Origin of the sequence: Enterovibrio baiacu (assembly GCF_004120195.1) — a bacterium.
Taxonomy (GTDB): domain Bacteria; phylum Pseudomonadota; class Gammaproteobacteria; order Enterobacterales; family Vibrionaceae; genus Enterovibrio; species Enterovibrio baiacui.
The window spans coordinates 389,958-408,419 of sequence record NZ_SCHN01000007.1 but is presented as its reverse complement, the minus strand read 5'-3'; the positions used below and the strand labels follow the sequence as shown (position 1 = coordinate 408,419).

General features: G+C 47.1%; 15 protein-coding genes and 1 riboswitch. Of the genes, 11 read left to right on the top strand and 4 right to left on the bottom strand.

The window, feature by feature from the left end:
• Positions 1–46: 46 nt before the first annotated feature.
• Positions 47–145 carry a MetS family NSS transporter small subunit gene (locus EQP46_RS06560; RefSeq protein WP_102316397.1) on the bottom strand — a complete coding sequence of 33 codons (99 nt, stop codon included), beginning with the start codon at positions 143–145 and terminating at the stop codon, positions 47–49.
• Positions 142–1,641 carry a sodium-dependent transporter gene (locus tag EQP46_RS06555; protein ID WP_129492873.1) on the bottom strand — a complete coding sequence of 500 codons (1,500 nt, stop codon included), beginning with the start codon at positions 1,639–1,641 and terminating at the stop codon, positions 142–144. Before EQP46_RS06555 ends, EQP46_RS06560 begins: the two co-directional genes overlap by 4 nt.
• A 900-nt stretch (positions 1,642–2,541) precedes the next feature.
• On the opposite strand from EQP46_RS06555, the gene EQP46_RS06550 reads away from it, so the two are divergent.
• The 7 genes from EQP46_RS06550 (at position 2,542) to EQP46_RS06520 (ending at position 11,898) form a co-directional block, all read left to right on the top strand.
• Positions 2,542–2,634, top strand: a complete 93-nt coding sequence (locus EQP46_RS06550; protein ID WP_129492872.1) for a YnhF family membrane protein — start codon at positions 2,542–2,544, stop codon at positions 2,632–2,634.
• Between the two features lie 130 nt (positions 2,635–2,764).
• Positions 2,765–3,979: a patatin-like phospholipase family protein gene (locus EQP46_RS06545; protein WP_129492871.1), complete on the top strand. Its 1,215-nt coding sequence runs from the start codon at positions 2,765–2,767 to the stop codon at positions 3,977–3,979.
• Between the two features lie 47 nt (positions 3,980–4,026).
• Positions 4,027–4,584 carry a maltose acetyltransferase domain-containing protein gene (locus EQP46_RS06540; protein WP_129492870.1) on the top strand — a complete coding sequence of 186 codons (558 nt, stop codon included), beginning with the start codon at positions 4,027–4,029 and terminating at the stop codon, positions 4,582–4,584.
• A 238-nt stretch (positions 4,585–4,822) separates the two neighbouring features.
• Positions 4,823–5,425, top strand: coding sequence for a GTP cyclohydrolase II (locus EQP46_RS06535; protein WP_129492869.1), 603 nt, complete (start codon positions 4,823–4,825; stop codon positions 5,423–5,425).
• A gap of 384 nt (positions 5,426–5,809) precedes the next feature.
• Positions 5,810–7,012, top strand: coding sequence for a multidrug efflux MFS transporter EmrD (gene emrD / locus EQP46_RS06530; protein WP_129492868.1), 1,203 nt, complete (start codon positions 5,810–5,812; stop codon positions 7,010–7,012).
• 302 nt (positions 7,013–7,314) lie between these two features.
• Positions 7,315–8,712 (top strand): peptide MFS transporter, encoded by a 1,398-nt coding sequence (locus tag EQP46_RS06525; RefSeq protein WP_129492867.1) that lies wholly within the window; start codon positions 7,315–7,317, stop codon positions 8,710–8,712.
• 354 nt (positions 8,713–9,066) lie between these two features.
• Positions 9,067–9,177: riboswitch (cyclic di-GMP riboswitch) on the top strand.
• Positions 9,178–9,207: 30 nt separating this feature from the next.
• The gene (locus EQP46_RS06520) at positions 9,208–11,898 is read left to right on the top strand and encodes a calcium-binding protein (RefSeq protein WP_129492866.1); all 2,691 of its coding nucleotides are present in this window, start codon (positions 9,208–9,210) and stop codon (positions 11,896–11,898) included.
• 113 nt (positions 11,899–12,011) lie between these two features.
• On the opposite strand, the gene EQP46_RS06515 is transcribed toward EQP46_RS06520, so the two are convergent.
• Entirely contained in the window at positions 12,012–12,644 is a 633-nt protein-coding gene (locus tag EQP46_RS06515; RefSeq protein ID WP_129492951.1) for a response regulator, read from the bottom strand.
• A gap of 18 nt (positions 12,645–12,662) precedes the next feature.
• Positions 12,663–14,375, bottom strand: a complete 1,713-nt coding sequence (gene narQ, locus EQP46_RS06510) for a nitrate/nitrite two-component system sensor histidine kinase NarQ (protein ID WP_129492865.1) — start codon at positions 14,373–14,375, stop codon at positions 12,663–12,665.
• Between the two features lie 288 nt (positions 14,376–14,663).
• Between narQ and napF the strand changes: the two genes are divergently transcribed.
• The 4 genes from napF to EQP46_RS06490 all read left to right on the top strand — a co-directional run bounded on the left by napF (position 14,664) and on the right by EQP46_RS06490 (position 18,456).
• Complete coding sequence (gene napF, locus EQP46_RS06505) at positions 14,664–15,179, top strand: ferredoxin-type protein NapF (protein WP_129492864.1); 516 nt, start codon at positions 14,664–14,666, stop codon at positions 15,177–15,179.
• Positions 15,176–15,460: a chaperone NapD gene (locus tag EQP46_RS06500; protein ID WP_017008521.1), complete on the top strand. Its 285-nt coding sequence runs from the start codon at positions 15,176–15,178 to the stop codon at positions 15,458–15,460. The genes napF and EQP46_RS06500 overlap by 4 nt, the downstream gene beginning before the upstream one ends.
• Positions 15,457–17,943, top strand: a complete 2,487-nt coding sequence (gene napA, locus EQP46_RS06495) for a nitrate reductase catalytic subunit NapA (RefSeq protein WP_129492863.1) — start codon at positions 15,457–15,459, stop codon at positions 17,941–17,943. The genes EQP46_RS06500 and napA overlap by 4 nt, the downstream gene beginning before the upstream one ends.
• Positions 17,944–18,021: 78 nt before the next feature.
• Positions 18,022–18,456: a nitrate reductase cytochrome c-type subunit gene (locus EQP46_RS06490; RefSeq protein WP_017008519.1), complete on the top strand. Its 435-nt coding sequence runs from the start codon at positions 18,022–18,024 to the stop codon at positions 18,454–18,456.
• Positions 18,457–18,462: the final 6 nt, after the last annotated feature.

Here is an 18,462-nt window from a genome sequence, read left to right as displayed (position 1 = left end):
CCCGACATGTGTTGAGGCGTTTTTGCGTTAGGGGGAATGTAAGGGCTTAGTTGCCAGAATGCATTGCTTTGTTAATACACCATGCTGCGCCGCCCCAAGTGATACCAAAACCAATGAGCATCATGATGATTGCACCTGTTGTCATGCCGCACCTTCCTGTTCGTTTGATGTTTCACGTGCTGGGCGCGAAACAAGGTTAATGATAATGCCAACAACCAAGAGGGCTGCCGTCAGGCCCCAGCCAAGAAGAAGCAATTCGTCTTGCGCATAACCGCCATAGCCGTTCTCGAATGTGTTTAGCAAGTTTGAACCGACAATCCATGCCAACATCAGAGGGCTAACGAATCGGATACACACTTCAAGCCAAACACCCACGTTGAATTCAGATACTTTGTTAACGTGTGCGCGAATGTCTGAGATCTTAATGAGCCAACCAAGGATAACCAATTCAATCAAGCAGCTCGCTAAGAGGGCAACGTTGTTAATGAAGTAGTCGACCAAGTCAAGGAGCAGGAGTCCGCCGTTAGTTGCAAACGCCATGGAAACTGCAAAACCGATACCACACACCAAAGATGCTGCTTTCTTACGGCTGATGCCGAGCTTGTCGATGATTGAAGAGGTTACTGCTTCAATGATCGAAATGTGTGAGCTCAAGCCCGCAACAACAAGCGCTAAGAAGAACACTGGACCCAAGATATAGGGGGCTGGCAGTAGGTTAATCGCTGCTGGAAGGGTAACAAATGCGAGACCAACGCCACCACTTACGACCTCAGTAATGGCTTTACCTTGCTCGCCTGCCATGTAACCCAGGATAGAGAAGATAAGTACACCTGCCATGATGGAGAAACCACAGTTGATCAGTACCGTCATGAAGGCGTTATTGCTGACATCGGATTTCTCTGGCAAGTAGCTAGAGTAGGCAAGCATGATGGCAAAGCCGACCGACAGTGTGAAGAAGATTTGCCCATACGCTGCAGACCACACTTTTGTATCGCTGAGCTTGCTGAAGTCAGGAGTGAATAGGTAGTTCAATCCATCCACCGCTCCTGGAAGGAATACCATGCGAGCGATAAGTAGCAGCACCATGATGAATAAAAGAGGCATCATGATTTTACTTGCACGTTCAATGCCGCCTTTAACACCCGTAAATACCGCGGCAAAGGTGATGGCCCATGCGAGTGCCATCGGGATGGCAATATGTAACTGCCAATTACCTAAATTAGTGGGGGAGTTTTCGCCTAGCTTCAAATACTCGCCAAAGAAGAAAGCATTGGTATCCGTGCCCCAGCTTTGATCGATAGCGAAGCCAACGTAAGACATTGCCCAGCCAATAACGGCAACATAATAGACCGCAATGGTTGCAGCGATGCCTACTTGGAACCAGCCCAACCATTCAAACTTTGTATTCAGTTTTGAAAATACAACCGGCGCAGAACCACGCAGTTTATGACCAAGACCAAACTCCATGATCATGAATGGAATACCTGCGGTGATCATGGCGAAAAGGTAAGGAATAAAAAATGCGCCGCCGCCGTTTTCATAAGCCATATAAGGGAAACGCCAAATGTTTCCTAGCCCGATTGCAGAACCCACCGCCGCTAAAATAAAGCCGGCGCGAGAGCCCCATTGTTCTCTTTTCATAACTTCTCCTTGTCGAAGTTTTTACGCATTATTCACGTCACAAATGACGTTATAGGTCGCTGATATTCTTGGGTAAGCAGCGTAAACCTCTGCGTTTTAAGGTGTTCCAACCACCTTTGTTCTCGTTCTTTGGTTTTCCCATCGTCAAAAGCAAAATAAAAAACTGCTCACGAGGTTAAATGCAGACTAAGCATTGGAATTAGGTAAATCAATAGCGCATAAGTCTTCATTGATTGGTTTGATATTCGTAAATATCCTGTTAAATAATCATGATTCAGTGTGATGTAAGGGTTTACAGGGCTTGTTGGAGTAATGAACTAACTAGCGATAGGTCTGTTAGTGAAAAGTTGTGAATTGGTAAAGCTGTTCGTTTGTTGGAAAAATGAACAAAATTGCGTCTTATCTCTGAAATTAAATGCTTGTGGTCACTAATAGGTGGTTTTGTTGTGCTTGAAATTCATTGATAACTCTTTCCAGAACGAGCGGGTAAGCGATGTTGAATGTATAACATGCTGAAATGGTGACATTAAAATGAATGATTGAGGTTGGGTGATAAAATTATCGTTAACGCAATGTTAAATTCATTGGGTGTTTATAAATACACATTAAGTGCCAGTTTATTGAGGTTGTGAGGGGAGTTTATCTGTATTTATGGAATAGTTATGCGCAAGGCTTATGCGGGGTATTGATGTTATTTCCATGTGTTATCAGACAGCAATATATTCTGTGGAAGCCTGTAATGATAGGTGGTTGCAGTGTGTCACATTTTGAAACATTCGAATCAGTAGATAGACGATCAGGCATTCGAAAGTGAATAATCTAGCTTGCACCGCTCTTTTCACTGCATTATTTATATGTAACAAGCTTGTTAGTCAGATTGTTTGCAGAAGGAAAGTAAATATGGACACGAACTTACGCATTGCACTGGTTACTGTTGGCTTCGCGCTGGCGATGATCTTTACCTACGCGACAGTCGCGATTGTTTTTTCTTGATCAGATAAAACGCATTGATTTTGCAGTACCTTGGATCTAACCCTCTCCATTCGTCACAAATTTAATGGCTCTGCTGCCTTTGCTACAGGTAGAATGCGGTAATTGATAACCCACATGTTTTGAGGTTAGCGTGCAGAGTCATAAAGACGGTTTCTCTTTTGACATTTTGTTGTCCGACGCCGAAAAGAATCATATCTCAACCACATACCCAACCCGCAAAAAACGCATCGCTTTGGTTGCTCAGGGCGGTGGTCAGCGCGGGATTTTTACCTCTGGTGTGCTTGATAGCTTCCTTGATGCAGGGTTTGATCCCTTCGAGCTCTTTATTGGTACTTCTGCGGGTGCGTTAAACCTATCTGCGTTTATTTGTCGCCAGAAAGGGTTCGGTCACCAATTCATTACTGAATTCACAACAGACGATCGTTTTTTCAATCTCATGAAATACGTGCGCCGTCAGCAATTTATGGATTTGGATTGGGCGCTCGAACTTGCAGAACCAACGCATCCAAATGGGTTGTGCTTTGAAACTGCGAGACAGACATTAAAAAATCGCTACGCCTACGCCTGTGCTACAAACTCACACACGCTTGAACCAGAATTTTTCCATATGTTCAAAGAGGATTGGCGCTCGGTGTTGAAAGCAACTTGCGCAATCCCATTGCTCTATGAGTCTACCGTGGAACTTAAAGGCCAACACTATGTTGATGGTGGGGTGAGTGGGGCGATTCCGGCGCGCGAAGCCTTCAATCGGGGGGCTGACATCATTGTGGTCATTCGTACAGAACCTGTGGTTCAAGAGGAGCAGCACACGAGTTCACCGTTTGTTGAGAATCTTCGCCACAAAGTGGAGGCGAGACTGCCCGAGTACGCCGCACGATTTAACATCGAGCATCGACTTGAAAAGCTGTCAGATCTCCATCATCAAGTGTCTACACGCCTCAATGAATTGAAGTTTCGCTACGCAGAGAAAAACCATGAAAACGTGTGGTTGAAGCTGAAAGAGATTGTGCCTGAGCGCATGCAAAGAAACGGTGAAAGGTGGTTATTCGGTGGTGATGTCATCTATCGGCTTCACGAGATGTCTGGACATAAAATCAACGCCGACATGCTTGAAATGCTGACGAAGCATTATCATACCTACCAAGATTCAATCGAATTTTTATCGAATCCTCCCGCGCGCACTGCGCTTATTCAGATTGCGCCTGAAACGCCTCTTACAAGCAGCGCGTTGTTAAGCAAACCTCATCAACTCGAACATGATTATCAGGATGGGGTAAAGGCTGGTAAGCAATTCTTATTAAAATACGCTGATGTGTTAAAAAATGCGTCTACGATTACAGTGTAACTTACTGTAACCAATTGGGAATAAACGCATTATATCAAGGATGAGTTGTGACAGAATTTGAGAAGATGCAGCAGGGCAAGCCATACAGCCCTGCTGATCCCGAATTGACCCAATTTCGATTTGCTTCACGCAGATTGTGTCAAACCTTTAATGCCCTCGACCCCGCTGCGACAGAACAGCAGGACATGGTGGTGACCAAGTTGTTTGCACGGCGTGGCAAAGAAGTGGCGATTGAAGCGCCATTCACCTGCACGTATGGCATGAACGTTCACCTCGGCACCAATGTCGCCATTGGCCCAAACTGCACCATTATTGACAGTGGGCATGTGGAGATTGGTAATAACGTGCACATCGGCCCAAGTGTGGGCATTTACACTAACTCCCAATGCTTGCTTCCTCTTGATATTTTACGCGGAGAGCAAGAGATTTCTCTGCCTATTATCATTGGTAATAATGTTGTTATTGGTGGCAGTAGTGCAATTAAAGCAGGGGTTTGCATTGGTGAAGGTGCAGTGATTGATATTGGTGCCGTGGTTGAAGATGATGTGGAACCGTTTGCAGTAGTTGCTGGAAATCCGGCGGTAGTGGTCAGGCGACTAAGATAACCACATTTAATATGTAACTAGTCGCGCTAAATTCCCCAAGATTTGGTACATTGTCTGTAAGTTGCATATTGCGGTATATCACTGTTTATTTGATTGGTTGGCGGTAAGGTTATAGTTCTGCTAGGCTTGACCGAAAGATGACCAAAAAACTATATAAATAGCATTTTTTGTACGGTTTTTCAGTTGTGTAGGGCAGTTCACTTTGGCGCAAGCTAGGTGATAAAAAGAGAAAGAGACGATGGCAAAAGTAAGAGCAAGAGTTCCTTTAAAAGTAGGAGTTGGCAGCAAGATTTCTGCAGAAATCCTGTCATTTGAAGGTTTGAACTCGGACAAAGAGCACGTCGCGATCATCTTCAAAAGTGTTGATCAACAAAGTGGCTATTCACCACTGGTTCGTATGCATTCAGAATGCTTAACGGGAGATGTTTTTAACTCGTCACGTTGTGACTGTGGTGAGCAGCTTGAAGAAACCATTCAAAAAATGGGGACTGAAGGCGGCATTATTCTATACCTACGCCAAGAGGGAAGAGGTATAGGCTTATATAATAAGCTCGATGCCTATGAACTTCAGAGCGAAGGCATGGACACTTATCAAGCGAATAACCACCTAGGTTTTCCTGATGATCTTCGTACCTTTGAAGACGCTGCCGATATGTTAAAAGCCTTGGGTGTTCCTAGCATCCGCTTGGTGACCAACAACCCTAAAAAAATTCGCGAAATTCAGGAACTGGGCATCAGACTTGAAGAAGTGGTGGGCACGAAAGCTCACGTTAAAGATGGCAACGAGAACTACTTGAAAGCAAAAGTCTCTCACGGTAATCATAAACTCACGATTGAGTAACTATTACACCAAGCTATTTTCACTAGAATCTATTTTTAGACGAACTCACTGTCGCATTCATCCAATATGCACTTAATCAGGTCGAGATGTCTTGAACGAAAAAGCAGCGTTAAAAGCGCTGCTTTTTTTGTGCCTGACAAATTAGCGGCTACTTTACGTGCACAATTGGGCTGGCATTATAAAAACTAATCCGAACTATGATTTCTTATCGTGTGTAAAACACGTTGTTTCTATTGTTTCCCGCCTAAGCTATCACTAATATCTGCAAAAAATTGGCTGGTGTATCGTTTCGAACGACTTTTCTTCGTTTTTCACTTCTTCATCTCGCCTTCATTCATAAAAGAAACTTACGCATTATTTGCTTGTTGTATAAGGAATATGGTGATGCCGTCGGCGAAGCCTTTGTCTAACATTCTTCTGATGATCATTATTTTGGCCGCTGTTGGTCAAATGACACAAACCATGTATGTGCCGTCGATGGCGCTAATGGCTGCGGATTTCAACGTGACGCCTGCGCTTCTTCAAGCGGTGATGGCGTGCTACCTCATCCCTTACGGACTCTCTCAGTTTATATACGGGCCGCTATCTGATCGCTTTGGCCGTAAACAGATCATTTTGGTGGGCTTGGCGATTTATGTCGTGGGTACTGTTGTCGCGCTGTTCGCGACAACGTTTGACGGCTTTCTTATTGGTAGCGTGATTCAAGGTGCTGGTATTGGTTGTGGTGGTGCAATGGCACGTACGTTGACCCGTGATTGTTTCGAAGGAAGCCGTCTTCACAAAGCGAACAGCCTTGTGAGCATGGGGTTGATCTTTTCACCATTGATTGCACCGGTATTGGGTGGCTACTTGAGCACCTTGTTTCAATGGCAGGCGAGTTACTTCTTCCTGTTGGTGTTAGCGGGTGTGGTGTTTCTTATTATGTCCGTCGGATTTCGTGAGACTTTGCCAAAGGAATCTCGCCGTCATGATCGCGTCATCACGAGTTACCAGTACGTATTGAGTAACCGCCAGTTCCAAGGTTACTTACTGTGTTTGATTGCGATTTTCTCGGGAATTTCCGTGTTTGAAGCGGCGGCGGGTGTCTTGCTAGGCAGTACCTTAGGGCTTGAAGCCACTACCGTGAGTTGGTTGTTTGTTCTGCCATTACCGGGTTTCATGTTGGGATCGTGGTTATCGAGTGTGATTGAATCACGTTATACCAATGCGACGACCATTGTTGTGGGGTCTGTTTCTCTGGTAATTGGTGCGTTGACCATCTTTGTTCCTGGTGTGCAAGGTGTCGTGACCGTTGAATCCTTAATCGGTGGGGCGTTTATCTATTTCTTGGGCGCAGGTGTATTGTTCCCCGCTGCGACAACAGGTGCACTTACGCCGTTTCCTCGCCATGCAGGTACAGCAGGCGCTGTGCTGGGTGGCGTACAGAATATGGCGGCGGGTGGCTTCACCTTGGTCGCCGCTAAAATGAGCATGGCCGATCAGTTCGCGCTGGGTTTGATTCTTCTTATCATGGCGTTGATTTCAAGCGTTGGTTTACTGCTTTGTAAGAAGCAAACCGACGTCTCTGAATTGCCAATGGCAGCATAAACGAGGGAATGAGTGGCTAGGGTAGTGGTTAATTCGCCAGATACTGCAGTCTAGCCAGCGCATTCCATCGACAAAATCTCAAAGAACGGGCAGGAAAACATGTAAGTTTCCCTGCCACGTCTAACTCTTATCCCGTCTGATTTAGATCAATGTAATTATGTATATGTAATTTTATTTCACTAATTATTTGCGACATTCGTCAAATTGGTGCAGTCTGTACGGCCTGTGGCGGAGACAAACAGGACAAGGAGGCCCTCAAAAACGCTCCCGCCGAGATAATCAGAAAGGCGGTAAACACGACAATGAACGCAAACACTCAGTCAAGCTGGCTTGGTCATCCTCGCGGTTTGTTCCTACTGTGCGGTACCGAACTATGGGAACGCTTCTCCTTCTATGCAATGCGCGCCATCTTGGTGCTCTATCTCACAGATCAAACCATTAACGGTGGCTTGGGTTGGACAACACAAGACGCGTTGAACCTGTATGGTATTTACACCGGCTTGGTTTACCTCACCCCTGTATTCGGTGGCTGGTTAGCAGATAATTTCCTCGGTCAACGCCGTTCCATCATCATTGGTGGCGCATTGATGGCGATTGGTCAATTTACCCTTGCATTACCCAATAGCTTTATCGACCCGTATGAACTGCATGCGTTCTATGTTGGTCTTGGCTTCCTTATTATTGGTAATGGCCTCTTTAAACCAAACATTTCCACCATGGTTGGCGAGCTCTATGGTGAAGGCGATAACCGCCGCGATGGTGCATTCACCATCTTCTACATGGGCATTAACCTTGGCTCACTGCTAGCAGGTCTGATTGCGGGCACAGCGTCCACGCATTACGGCTGGAAAGCAGGCTTCCTTTGTGCCGGTATCGGTATGCTGATGTCACTGGTGATTCAGTTATTCTTTGCTCAGCGATTTCTTGGTTCAATCGGTATTGAACCGGCTGCGAAGAAACAACTTCGTGAATCTGGCAGCAATGAAAAACAACCACTTACTGCGATTGAACGCGACCGTCTGAAAGTCATCGTGGTGATGAGCTTGTTTGTCATCATCTTCTGGGCAGGCTTTGAGCAAGCAGGCGGATTGATGAACATTTACTCGCAGCAATACACAGATCGAATGATCGGTGCGTTTGAAGTGCCTGCGGCGTGGTTCCAATCTCTTAACCCGATGTTCATTATTATCATGGCACCGTTGCTTGCTGTCGTATGGCGACGCCTTGATGACAATGAGCCAAGTTCACCGATCAAATTTGCGATGGCGATGGGCTTTCTCGCGCTGGGATTTGTTTGTATGGTGGGCGCCGCGATGCAGCAGGGCGGCGATATGTCAGTCAAAGCCTCCATGTGGTGGCTAGTCGGCGCGTATTTCTTCCATACATTGGGGGAACTGTGCTTATCTCCGATTGGTCTGTCACTTATCACAAAACTTGCCCCGTTACGTCTGATGTCTGTCATGATGGGGACATGGTTCTGTGCGAATGCTGTTGCTAACTATGTGGCAGGCTTTATCGGTAGCCATGTAGGTGATGCAGGTCCACTGGCTATTTTCGGTGGAATCGCCGTCACAGCAGCTGTTGCGGGCGTTTTGCTTGTGCTTTGTTCGTCAAAATTGGTCGAATGGATGCATGGTGCGGAAGGCAATGGCGTGAGCACACGTCAAAAGTCTGAAGAAAAACCGTCACCTGCTGTATAACATTAGTAAACGCTTATAAATATTAACAAAAGCCATCACTATGATGGCTTTTGGTTTTAATTAAGAAGGATATTTTACTAGTCACTAACTTTCTAGACTTTCATACTTATTCCATTCAACAGTATTGCATCCCGTATAATTACGTCTAATGGCTCATTAATCCTTTCATCATTCTTGACTAAAAACTTTCCCGCACTTGTCCTTAAATTCACATTAAAAGCCCCAGATATGCTTGCTGGGAGTAACTCAATCTACGAACCTGTGTGTCATATGAACAGCGGCGCAAAACGTTTTTCCGGGTTGTATAGCGTTCCAATAGTGCCCAAAGCAACACTCACCAATAGGACAATATCTAGGAGTAAAAGCCAAACCCATCGCGAGTTGGGGACGGAAAGTGTCGGGTCTCTTTGATGGCTTCGTTGATGAATTGACGTTGCTTCATCGGGAGATGGCCGGGCTGCCTCTTGCTTTGTTAGCATAAAAGAGGGAAATGAAATGGCGGATATCAATGGAACCAATTCTGCGGATACGTTGAATGGTACGACGGGAAAAGACACGATCAACGGTTTTGATGGCAACGATGTTATCTACGGTGATACGTCAGGTTCTTCGTCTGACAATAAAACGGCTGCAGTCTTTGTGATGGGAGCTGACTTCTCTGCAGACTGCGGTAACTTCAACACTTGGAACTTTCCACCAACACTGAACTTTTCGGGCAGCACGACCAACGTTAGTTTCAATGATGACGATGACCAATTGAATGGTGACGATCGTTGCAACGAGTATTCTGATGACAAGAGCCAAACGGTAACGCTTAACGGCCAAGAGTGCGATGTGAACGTTGATTTCCAACTTCAGTACTGCGACGCCGCAGGCAACGTGTATACCTTTGTCGTCGTAGACGTTGATTCTGATGGAAATGGCCATCACTACAACAACGCGGGCGAAAATGGCAAAATTCTTGTTCAGACTGACGGCCCAGAAATTACGTCAGACACGGATTTGAGCCTTGTTCCTAACTCTTACCAAAACGTAAGCAGCCTTGATTACGATGACATTGTTACACCTGCTTCACCGGAGATTGATCATGGGATTGGCGATGATGATGTGATTTCTGCAGGCAATGGTGATGACGTTGTATACGGCCAGGGCGGCGATGATTTCATCGAAGGCAATAATGGCCAAGATGAGCTGTATGGTGGCGACGGTGATGACGTTATCTACGGCAACACTGCAAGCCCGAACTTTGGCAATGACGGGTCAATCAAAGCATTCGTATTGAACGAAAGCTTCTCTATCACCAACGGTGGTAATTTCCACCAATCGTGTTTGCCACCGAAGTTGAGCTTCAATGGCACGCACGAACAAATCACGTTTAACGATGATGATGACCAGTTAAATGGCGATGACCGTTGCAATGAGTACTCTGACGATAAAACACAGTCAGTCAACCTTGACGGTCAAACCTACGATGCCAACGTCGACTACAAACTGTCTTACTGTGACTCTGATGGCAACATCTATACCTTTGCGGTCATTGACATTGATGCAGACGGTAACGGCCATCACTACCACAATATAGGCGAAAACGGAAAAATCCTGATTCAAATCGATGGCCCAGAAATCACAGCCGATACCGATTTGAGCCTTGTGCCTAATTCGCTCACCAATGTCTCTTCGCTTGACTATGAGGCGCTGCAAGCCAACAACGGTGATCTCACTGAAATCGCAAACGATGAAGATTACATCGACGGCGGTAAAGGTAACGACACCATTTATGGCCAGTGGGGCGATGATGAAATTCGTGGCGGTGAAGGTGATGACCTTATTTACGGCGGCCAGTACGGCAGACAAACCACAGAGTTAGTGCGTAAAGCAGATGGCACGTGGGACATCAGTGGTGGTGGCGAAGTGACACTTGATCTGTCTAACTTCTCTTCAAGCGCGACTTACAACAACAGTGTGGGTTGGTATGCACTCGATGAAGATGGCAACGTACTGAAAGCTTACATCTTGGAAGATAATGTAAAAGGTGCTGCCGACATTACTGCCAACATTGATGTTGAAGGTGCAGTAACACTGAGCTTGTTCATTATTCCTGATGGCGACCGCAAGCACTTCGATGCGGGCGAAGCCACATTGAGCTTTAGCGGCTCTAGCCCAACCATCACGCAAGGTTCTGCATCGTCAATGGTGTACGTGTCTGAAGCCGGTAAAAACGGCGACAACCGTGACCACGAAATCAACTCTGGCGACGCTTCTTGCTGGGAAGATCTATGGTGCCTGGGCGACAAAGACTTTAACGACGTTGTATTTAACGTTGAAGCGAGCCAATCTACCCGCACGACAGATGCAGACACCATTTACGGTGAAGAAGGTAATGACACCATTTACGGTGGTGACGATGCTGACCACATCATGGGTGGCGTAGGCGACGATGTTATCTATGGCCAAGAAGGTGACGATGTCATCGAAGGTGGCGACGGTAACGATGAAATCTACGGTGGTACAGGTCAAGATGTCCTTCTTGGCGGCGCTGGCAATGATTACCTCGACGGTGGTCCTGGTAGCGACGTTGAAATTGACGGTGGCACGGGTGTTGATGAGTATCGCGGTAGCGCGGGTGACGATGTGTTCATCTTCGGTCAAGACGATTTCGTGGGTACCACGGTTACAAACCAAGCGGGTCGTGTGATCAACAAATCTATGTATAACGCTGATAACGGCTTTGACAAGATGTTGGTTGAAGGCGATGCGATTGTCGATTTTACCGGTGAAAGCTACCAGTCAGATCCGACGATCACAGGTAACGTGATGGCACAAATCGAAGCCGTTATTGGTGACGAAGGTGACCAAGAAGTGACGATTAACCCGAACGAAATCTGGGCGCAGTCTGATTCACCATTTGGTGAAGATTTCGGTACACCAGATGACTGGGATGGTTTTGTTGCTTACCTTGGTGAAGGCGATGACACCCTTAACATGTCTGGTACACCTTGGAGCTTCGATGCAGATGGTGCGGTAAATGCTCCATTGTCAGCAGAAATGATCAGCATCATGGGTCTGAACAACACCCAAGTAGGTGAGTTGAATGCTTACGTGTTCACGCACGACACGCAAGATCGCACCATCACGGTATGGACAGATGCAGAAACCGTTACGTTGAACGACGATAGTCTTATCTAAGTCAGTTGCTCACAATGCGTAAGTTTGTTCTTTGAGAAAACACTGAATAAACCGCGGTAAGCACTAAAAAAGGAGGCTTTTATGCCTCCTTTTTCTATCGTTTTTTTGGTGAGTTACAGCGCCGTCGGCTCGTTTTCGAGGTAAAGCACGGTGGCGGCCACCCTTGAATCTACACCCAGTTTCTTCAGCAGGTTTTTTAAATGCACTTTCACTGTCGCTTCTGAAATATAGAGGTTTTCCGCAATCTGCTTGTTACGAAACCCCTTGGCAACTTGTTGTAAAATTTGCATCTCCCGCTCCGTCAATACACTCAACGGCGATATCTGGTTCGCGCCTTGGTTAATGTATTCCTTCACTTCGTCGCTGTAGGCTTTTTCACCCGTCATGGCGATTTTTAGCTTCTCAATTAGCTCTTCGGGTTCGCAGTCTTTGAGCAGGTAGCCATCGGCACCAGACTGCACAATCGCACTGATATCACTCGGACTGTCAGAAACCGTGAGGATCACGATTGTCGACGTGCATCCATCGTTACGGAGTGCCCGCAGAGTATCTAATCCCGACATGCCTTTCATGTTGAGGTCGAGCACGATTAAATCAGGCTCCTGCCTTGCCACCGCTGCAATAGCATCTGTGCCGTTACTGGCTTCATTGACCGTTTCAAACTCAGGTTCAAAACGCAGTAATTGGGACAGCCCTTTACGCATTAACGGATGATCATCAACAAGGAGTACATTCCATTGATCCATCATTTTCTCCTGATTGAACTATTTGAGTGGAAAGGTGAGGGAGACGCGACAGCCTTCAGACGGGGCGGAGACGATATCAACTTGTCCGCCAAGCATCAATGCGCGCTCATTCATTATATTCAACCCATAATGATCGGGCTTATCTTGATCCAATGAGAACCCGATACCGTCATCGACGATTTCAACATACCCTTTGTCTTCCTCTTGCCCACATTGGATACGTAACGATTTCGCGTTAGCGTGCTTGATCGCATTACTGCAGGCTTCACGGATGATTTGGAGGATGTGCATTTGGCGTTGGGCATCAATGGACAAGGTATCTAAGGTTGATTCCACCGTAATGTTTGTGGGTGTTTGCCCTTGCAGCGCTTCGATCATTTCTTCGAGTGCCAAGCCAAAGTCACTATTGGTTAAAGACAGACGAAATGCATTCAGCAATTCGCGTAACTGGTCGTAAGCCGTTTTTAGTTGTTCACTGATTTCATCAGCAATAGATTTGCATTCATCTGAATCGATGGTTTTTAAGTGGCGTTTGAGCAGGCTGGTTTGAATTTTCAGATAAGACAGCGACTGTGCAATGGAATCGTGCAGTTCACGCGCCAACGTTGCCCGTTCTTCCATCACAGCAAGGTGCATGGCTTGTTTCTGTGCGTGGCTGTAGTAGATACCGCGGGAAAGGATGAAGGCAAGGTTCGACAACATCATGTCATCCACAACGTTCTTGTTGCCTTGCCATTCCAACGTACCTAGCGCATCGCCATCCACACTCAACGGAAGGGAGTGCCACTTTGCGTTTTGGGGAATGTCATTTGCAATGGCATTAAGTTGCCATTCTGTTTGGTTTGCATGTTGCACGTTTAAACGCAGTGCATTGACACCGTCAGCATTAAGCGTGACGGCGAGGATATTTTCAAAGGTTTCTCGGGTTAAAAAGCTTGAAGAGAGTTGCGTTGAGCATTCATACAGAACGTTTAACGAGCGGTTCGCTTTGGTGAGCTTCAGTGTTTTTGATTCGATTTTCGACTCGAGGTTGAAGTAGAGCTCTTTGAGCTCTTTTGCCATCACGGAGAAGTTGTTTGAAAGCACGCCAAGTTCGTTGTTTCGACAAGGTGGAAGATCGACATCAAACACCTTGTTTTGAATGTTTTGACTGGCTGACACCAACATGTTGAGTGGGTTCACGATACGTTTTTGTGTGTAATGGATCAGGAAAAGCACAACGGCAAGAATGAGCCCTAACCCTACGCTGCCAACCAGGGCGAGCACTTGTAATTTGTTTTCAGAATGGCGTTGAAGCGCAAACACGAATTGGTCGATATCGTTCACGAATCGGGCGACTTGTTCTAGGTAAAACGCGCGATCTGGCCCTTCAAGTTCAGGTCGTAACCGTGTCCAATTGATGATCAGTGCATCGTATCGTTGACGGATTTCTTCCGGCACTGCGAGGTTGTTTAAGAGCTGAAGTTCTTGCGACAACAGTGAATCTTGAAACGACCCTACGTGGGCGCGAAGGCGAGGGGAGTCCACGGTAATGTCATAGGCGATGCGATAGCTTTGCATACGCAACGAGCCAGACGTGTTTATTGCCGCCGCATCGTTCAGGCTAGACGCCAAGGTAATAATAGAAAACCCCGTGATAATGACGGCTAACAAAAGGATGGCAATGAGGGAACGGGCCACCGTGGTGGTGACTGATCGTTTCACTGAAATAGCTTGATGCGGTTCCGTCATATTGTCTGTTCACTGACCACTAAAATGATTGAATAATAAAAACTAACCAGGGTGTTCCTAAAATGTGGATCTGAGAGATTAGGGTTACGCCTTCCATAATGTGAGCCATTTCAACCCAATTAATTGATCTAGCGCAATACTACCCCCTATATACCCCTTAAGGGTTATATAACTACTTCCGTAATCCCTCTACTGTTTTCTCAAGATTTAAACATCTTCTTTGCATTCGCTATCAACCTAAGTGTTTATCTACTAGGTTCATAATTTGCGAGAAGTCTGAAGGAAAACATGGTAGACAATCGACGTCGCGCGTTTATGCGAACACCTTTTAAACACATCGCAAAGGCAAGCATTCAGCCGCTGCCTTGGATTAAAGACGTGTCGACGTTTACTGATGACTGCTCGCGTTGCGGCGAATGCATCAAAGCCTGTGAAACACAAATCATTAAGCAAGGTGATGGTGGCTTCCCTACAGTGGATTTCACGTCAGGAGAATGCACCTTCTGTTACGCCTGTGCAGATGCCTGCCCAGAACCTCTCTTTCTCGAAGAGCACGCCCAGCCTTGGCAACAAGCCATTTCTATTGACGATGCGTGTCTTGCCAAAAAATCCGTTGAATGCCGCAGTTGTGCAGACGCATGTGAAACACAAGCGATTCGATTTCGCTTGTCTGTGGGCTCAGTCGCTCAACCTCAATTTAACAGTGATGATTGTACGGGATGTGGCGCATGTCTTTCGCCTTGCCCTGTCGATGCCATCACGATGCAAACCAATACAAAAACAATAACGGAGCAACAGCTATGAGTGAGGAATATCACGTCAGCAGCCTTGTCGTTCACGCCGCCGCCGATCAAACGGAACAGGTGAAAGAACGTATCGAAGCACTACCAGGCACGGAAGTGCCCGCAACCAATCAAACGGGGAAGTTGGTGGTGGTGGTAGAAGGTGACAGTCGCGGCGAGTTGCTCGATATCTTTGAACAAATTAAAGCGTTGCCGGGTGTACTGGCGGCGACGCTTGTGTTTCATCAGGTCGAAAACGAAAACATAGAACCTGAAAGCAATCTGGAAGGAGTGAGGCTATGACCCTGACACGTAGAAAGTTTCTCAAAGCAAATGCAGCTGCTGCGGCGGCCGGTGCGGCGGGTATTACACTTCCCGTGTCTGTTGCGCAGGCAGCGGGAACCGACGAAGAAGTAAAATGGGATAAAGCACCGTGCCGATTTTGTGGTACTGGCTGTGGCGTTCTTGTAGGGACACAAAATGGGCGTGTTGTAGCAACACAAGGCGACCCAGAAGCACCGGTTAACCGCGGTCTGAACTGTGTTAAAGGCTATTTCCTACCGAAAATCATGTACGGAAAAGACCGTCTTACACAGCCAATGCTACGTAAGAAAAACGGTGTTTACGACAAAGAAGGCGAATTCGAAGCAATCAGTTGGGACGAAGCGCTGGATTTGATGGCGGAGAAATTCACTAAAGCGATCCAAGAAAACGGCCCAACGACCGTTGGCATGTTTGGCTCAGGCCAATGGACCGTTTGGGAGGGATATGCTGCATCGAAACTAATGAAGGCAGGCTTCCTAACCAATAATATTGACCCGAATGCACGTCACTGTATGGCCTCTGCGGTTGTAGGTTTCATGCGTACCTTTGGTATGGATGAACCCATGGGCTGTTATGACGACCTTGAGCAAGCGGATGCGTTTGTGCTTTGGGGATCTAACATGGCAGAGATGCACCCCATTTTGTGGTCGCGTTTGGCTGACCGCCGATTATCGGCAGATCACGTAAAAGTGGCGGTACTGTCTACGTACGAACACCGCAGTTTCGAGTTAGCAGATAACGGCATGATCTTCACGCCACAAACTGATCTCGCGATTCTGAACTACATTGCCAACTACATCATTCAAAACGACAAAGTCGACAAAGACTTCATCGCAAAACACGTTAATTTCCGTAAAGGTGCAACCGACATTGGTTATGGTTTGCGCCCAACGAACCCACTTGAGCAGAATGCGAAAAACGCAGGTAGCGGTGCGTCAGACCCTATCGATTTCGACGCGTTTGCGAAGTTTGTCGCGGACTACGATGTTGAATCTGTATCAAAACTCTCTGGTGTACCAGAAGATCAACTCGTTGCGTTGGCCGAGCTTTATGCTGACCCGAAAGTGAATGTAGTCTCTTACTGGACAATGGGTTTCAACCAGCATACTCGCGGCGTGTGGGCGAATAACCTTTGTTACAACATCCACCTATTGACGGGCAAAATTTCGAAGCCAGGTTGCGGCCCATTCTCGTTAACAGGCCAACCTTCAGCGTGCGGTACAGCACGTGAAGTGGGTACATTTGCACACCGTCTGCCAGCAGACATGGTGGTGAACAATCCAAAACACCGCGCGTTTGCGGAAGCGAAATGGAAATTGCCAGAAGGCACTATCCCGCCGAAACCCGGTTACCACGCTGTATTGCAAGATCGCATGCTGAAAGACGGCAAGCTGAATGTGTACTGGGTAATGTGTAACAACAACATGCAAGCCGGCCCTAACATCAATGAAGAGCGCTTACCGGGTTACCGCGATCCGCGTAACTTCATTATCACGTCTGACCCTTACCCAACGGTCACAGCGATGGCCTCGGACCTGATTCTTCCGACAGCGATGTGGGTAGAGAAAGAAGGGGCTTACGGTAATGCTGAGCGTCGTACCCAGTTCTGGTATCAGCAAGTGAAAGCGCCAGGTGAAGCGAAGTCAGATCTTTGGCAAATCGTTGAGCTGTCTAAACGCATCAAAGTCAAAGATGTGTGGCCTGCGGATTTGGTGGCGAAGAAGCCTGAATTTGCTGACAAGACCTTGTTCGACATCTTGTATGCCAACGGACAAGTTAACCAATACGGCCTCGATCAAGTGCCAGAAGATCGCTTGAATGATGATGCACGCGCGGCGGGTTTCTACATTCAGAAAGGCTTGTTCGAAGAGTATGCAGCGTTTGGTCGCGGCAAAGCGCACGACCTCGCACCGTTCGAAGAGTACCACCAAGCACGTGGTTTACGCTGGCCTGTGGTTGACGGCAAAGAAACCCTGTGGCGTTACGCAGAAGGGCATGACCCTTATGTGAAAGCCGGTGAAGCGTTTGCGTTCTACGGTAAGCCTGACAAAAAAGCCGTGATCTTTGCCTTGCCTTATGAGCCAGCGGCGGAAGCCCCGGACGAAGAGTACGATCTGTGGCTATCAACGGGTCGAGTGCTTGAGCATTGGCACACAGGCACCATGACGCGACGTGTTCCTGAGCTTTATAAAGCCTTCCCAGATGCGGTGGTGTACATGCACCCATTGGATGCGAAGAAGCGAGGCTTACGCCGTGGCGATGCGATCAAGCTTATTTCTCGTCGAGGTGAAGTCACGTCACACGTTGAGACGCGTGGACGTAATCGCGTACCACAAGGGCTGATCTTTATGCCGTTTTTTGATGCAGGGCAACTGGTGAACAAGCTTACGCTTGATGCTACTGACCCGCTTTCTAAAGAGACGGATTACAAGAAATGTGCCGTTAAAGTAGTGAAAGCCTAAGCATGAATACGGTTTGGGTGAACGCTGGTCGCCACCCAAACCGACAATGATTATTAAAGATTCCGAAAGGAGCCGAGAATGAAAATGAAATACACGGTTTCTCTATTGCTGGCGGCATTAATTAGCTCAGTGGCAATGGCGCAAGTGACGTCGCTACGTGGTGACCAAGAGATTGGTGAAAACAACGAAGTGCCAAAAATAAAAGCAGTACCGAAAAACCAAGAACGCTTGTCATTGAACTATGTTAACCAACCGCCAATGGTACCGCATGCGGTCGATGGCTATCAGGTTAACCAATCAAACAATGCGTGTTTGCAGTGTCATGATGTGGATGTTTACCGTAAAACCGGCGCACCACGCGTGAGCCCAACACACTACCTAGACCGTGATAACAAAGTGCTGACAGATGTCGCCCCACGCCGTTATTTCTGTCTGCAATGCCATGTTCCTCAGATCCAAGGCGAGCCTATCGTAGAGAACGATTTTGTTCCAGCGGGCAAGTTTGGTCAGTAAGGAGTG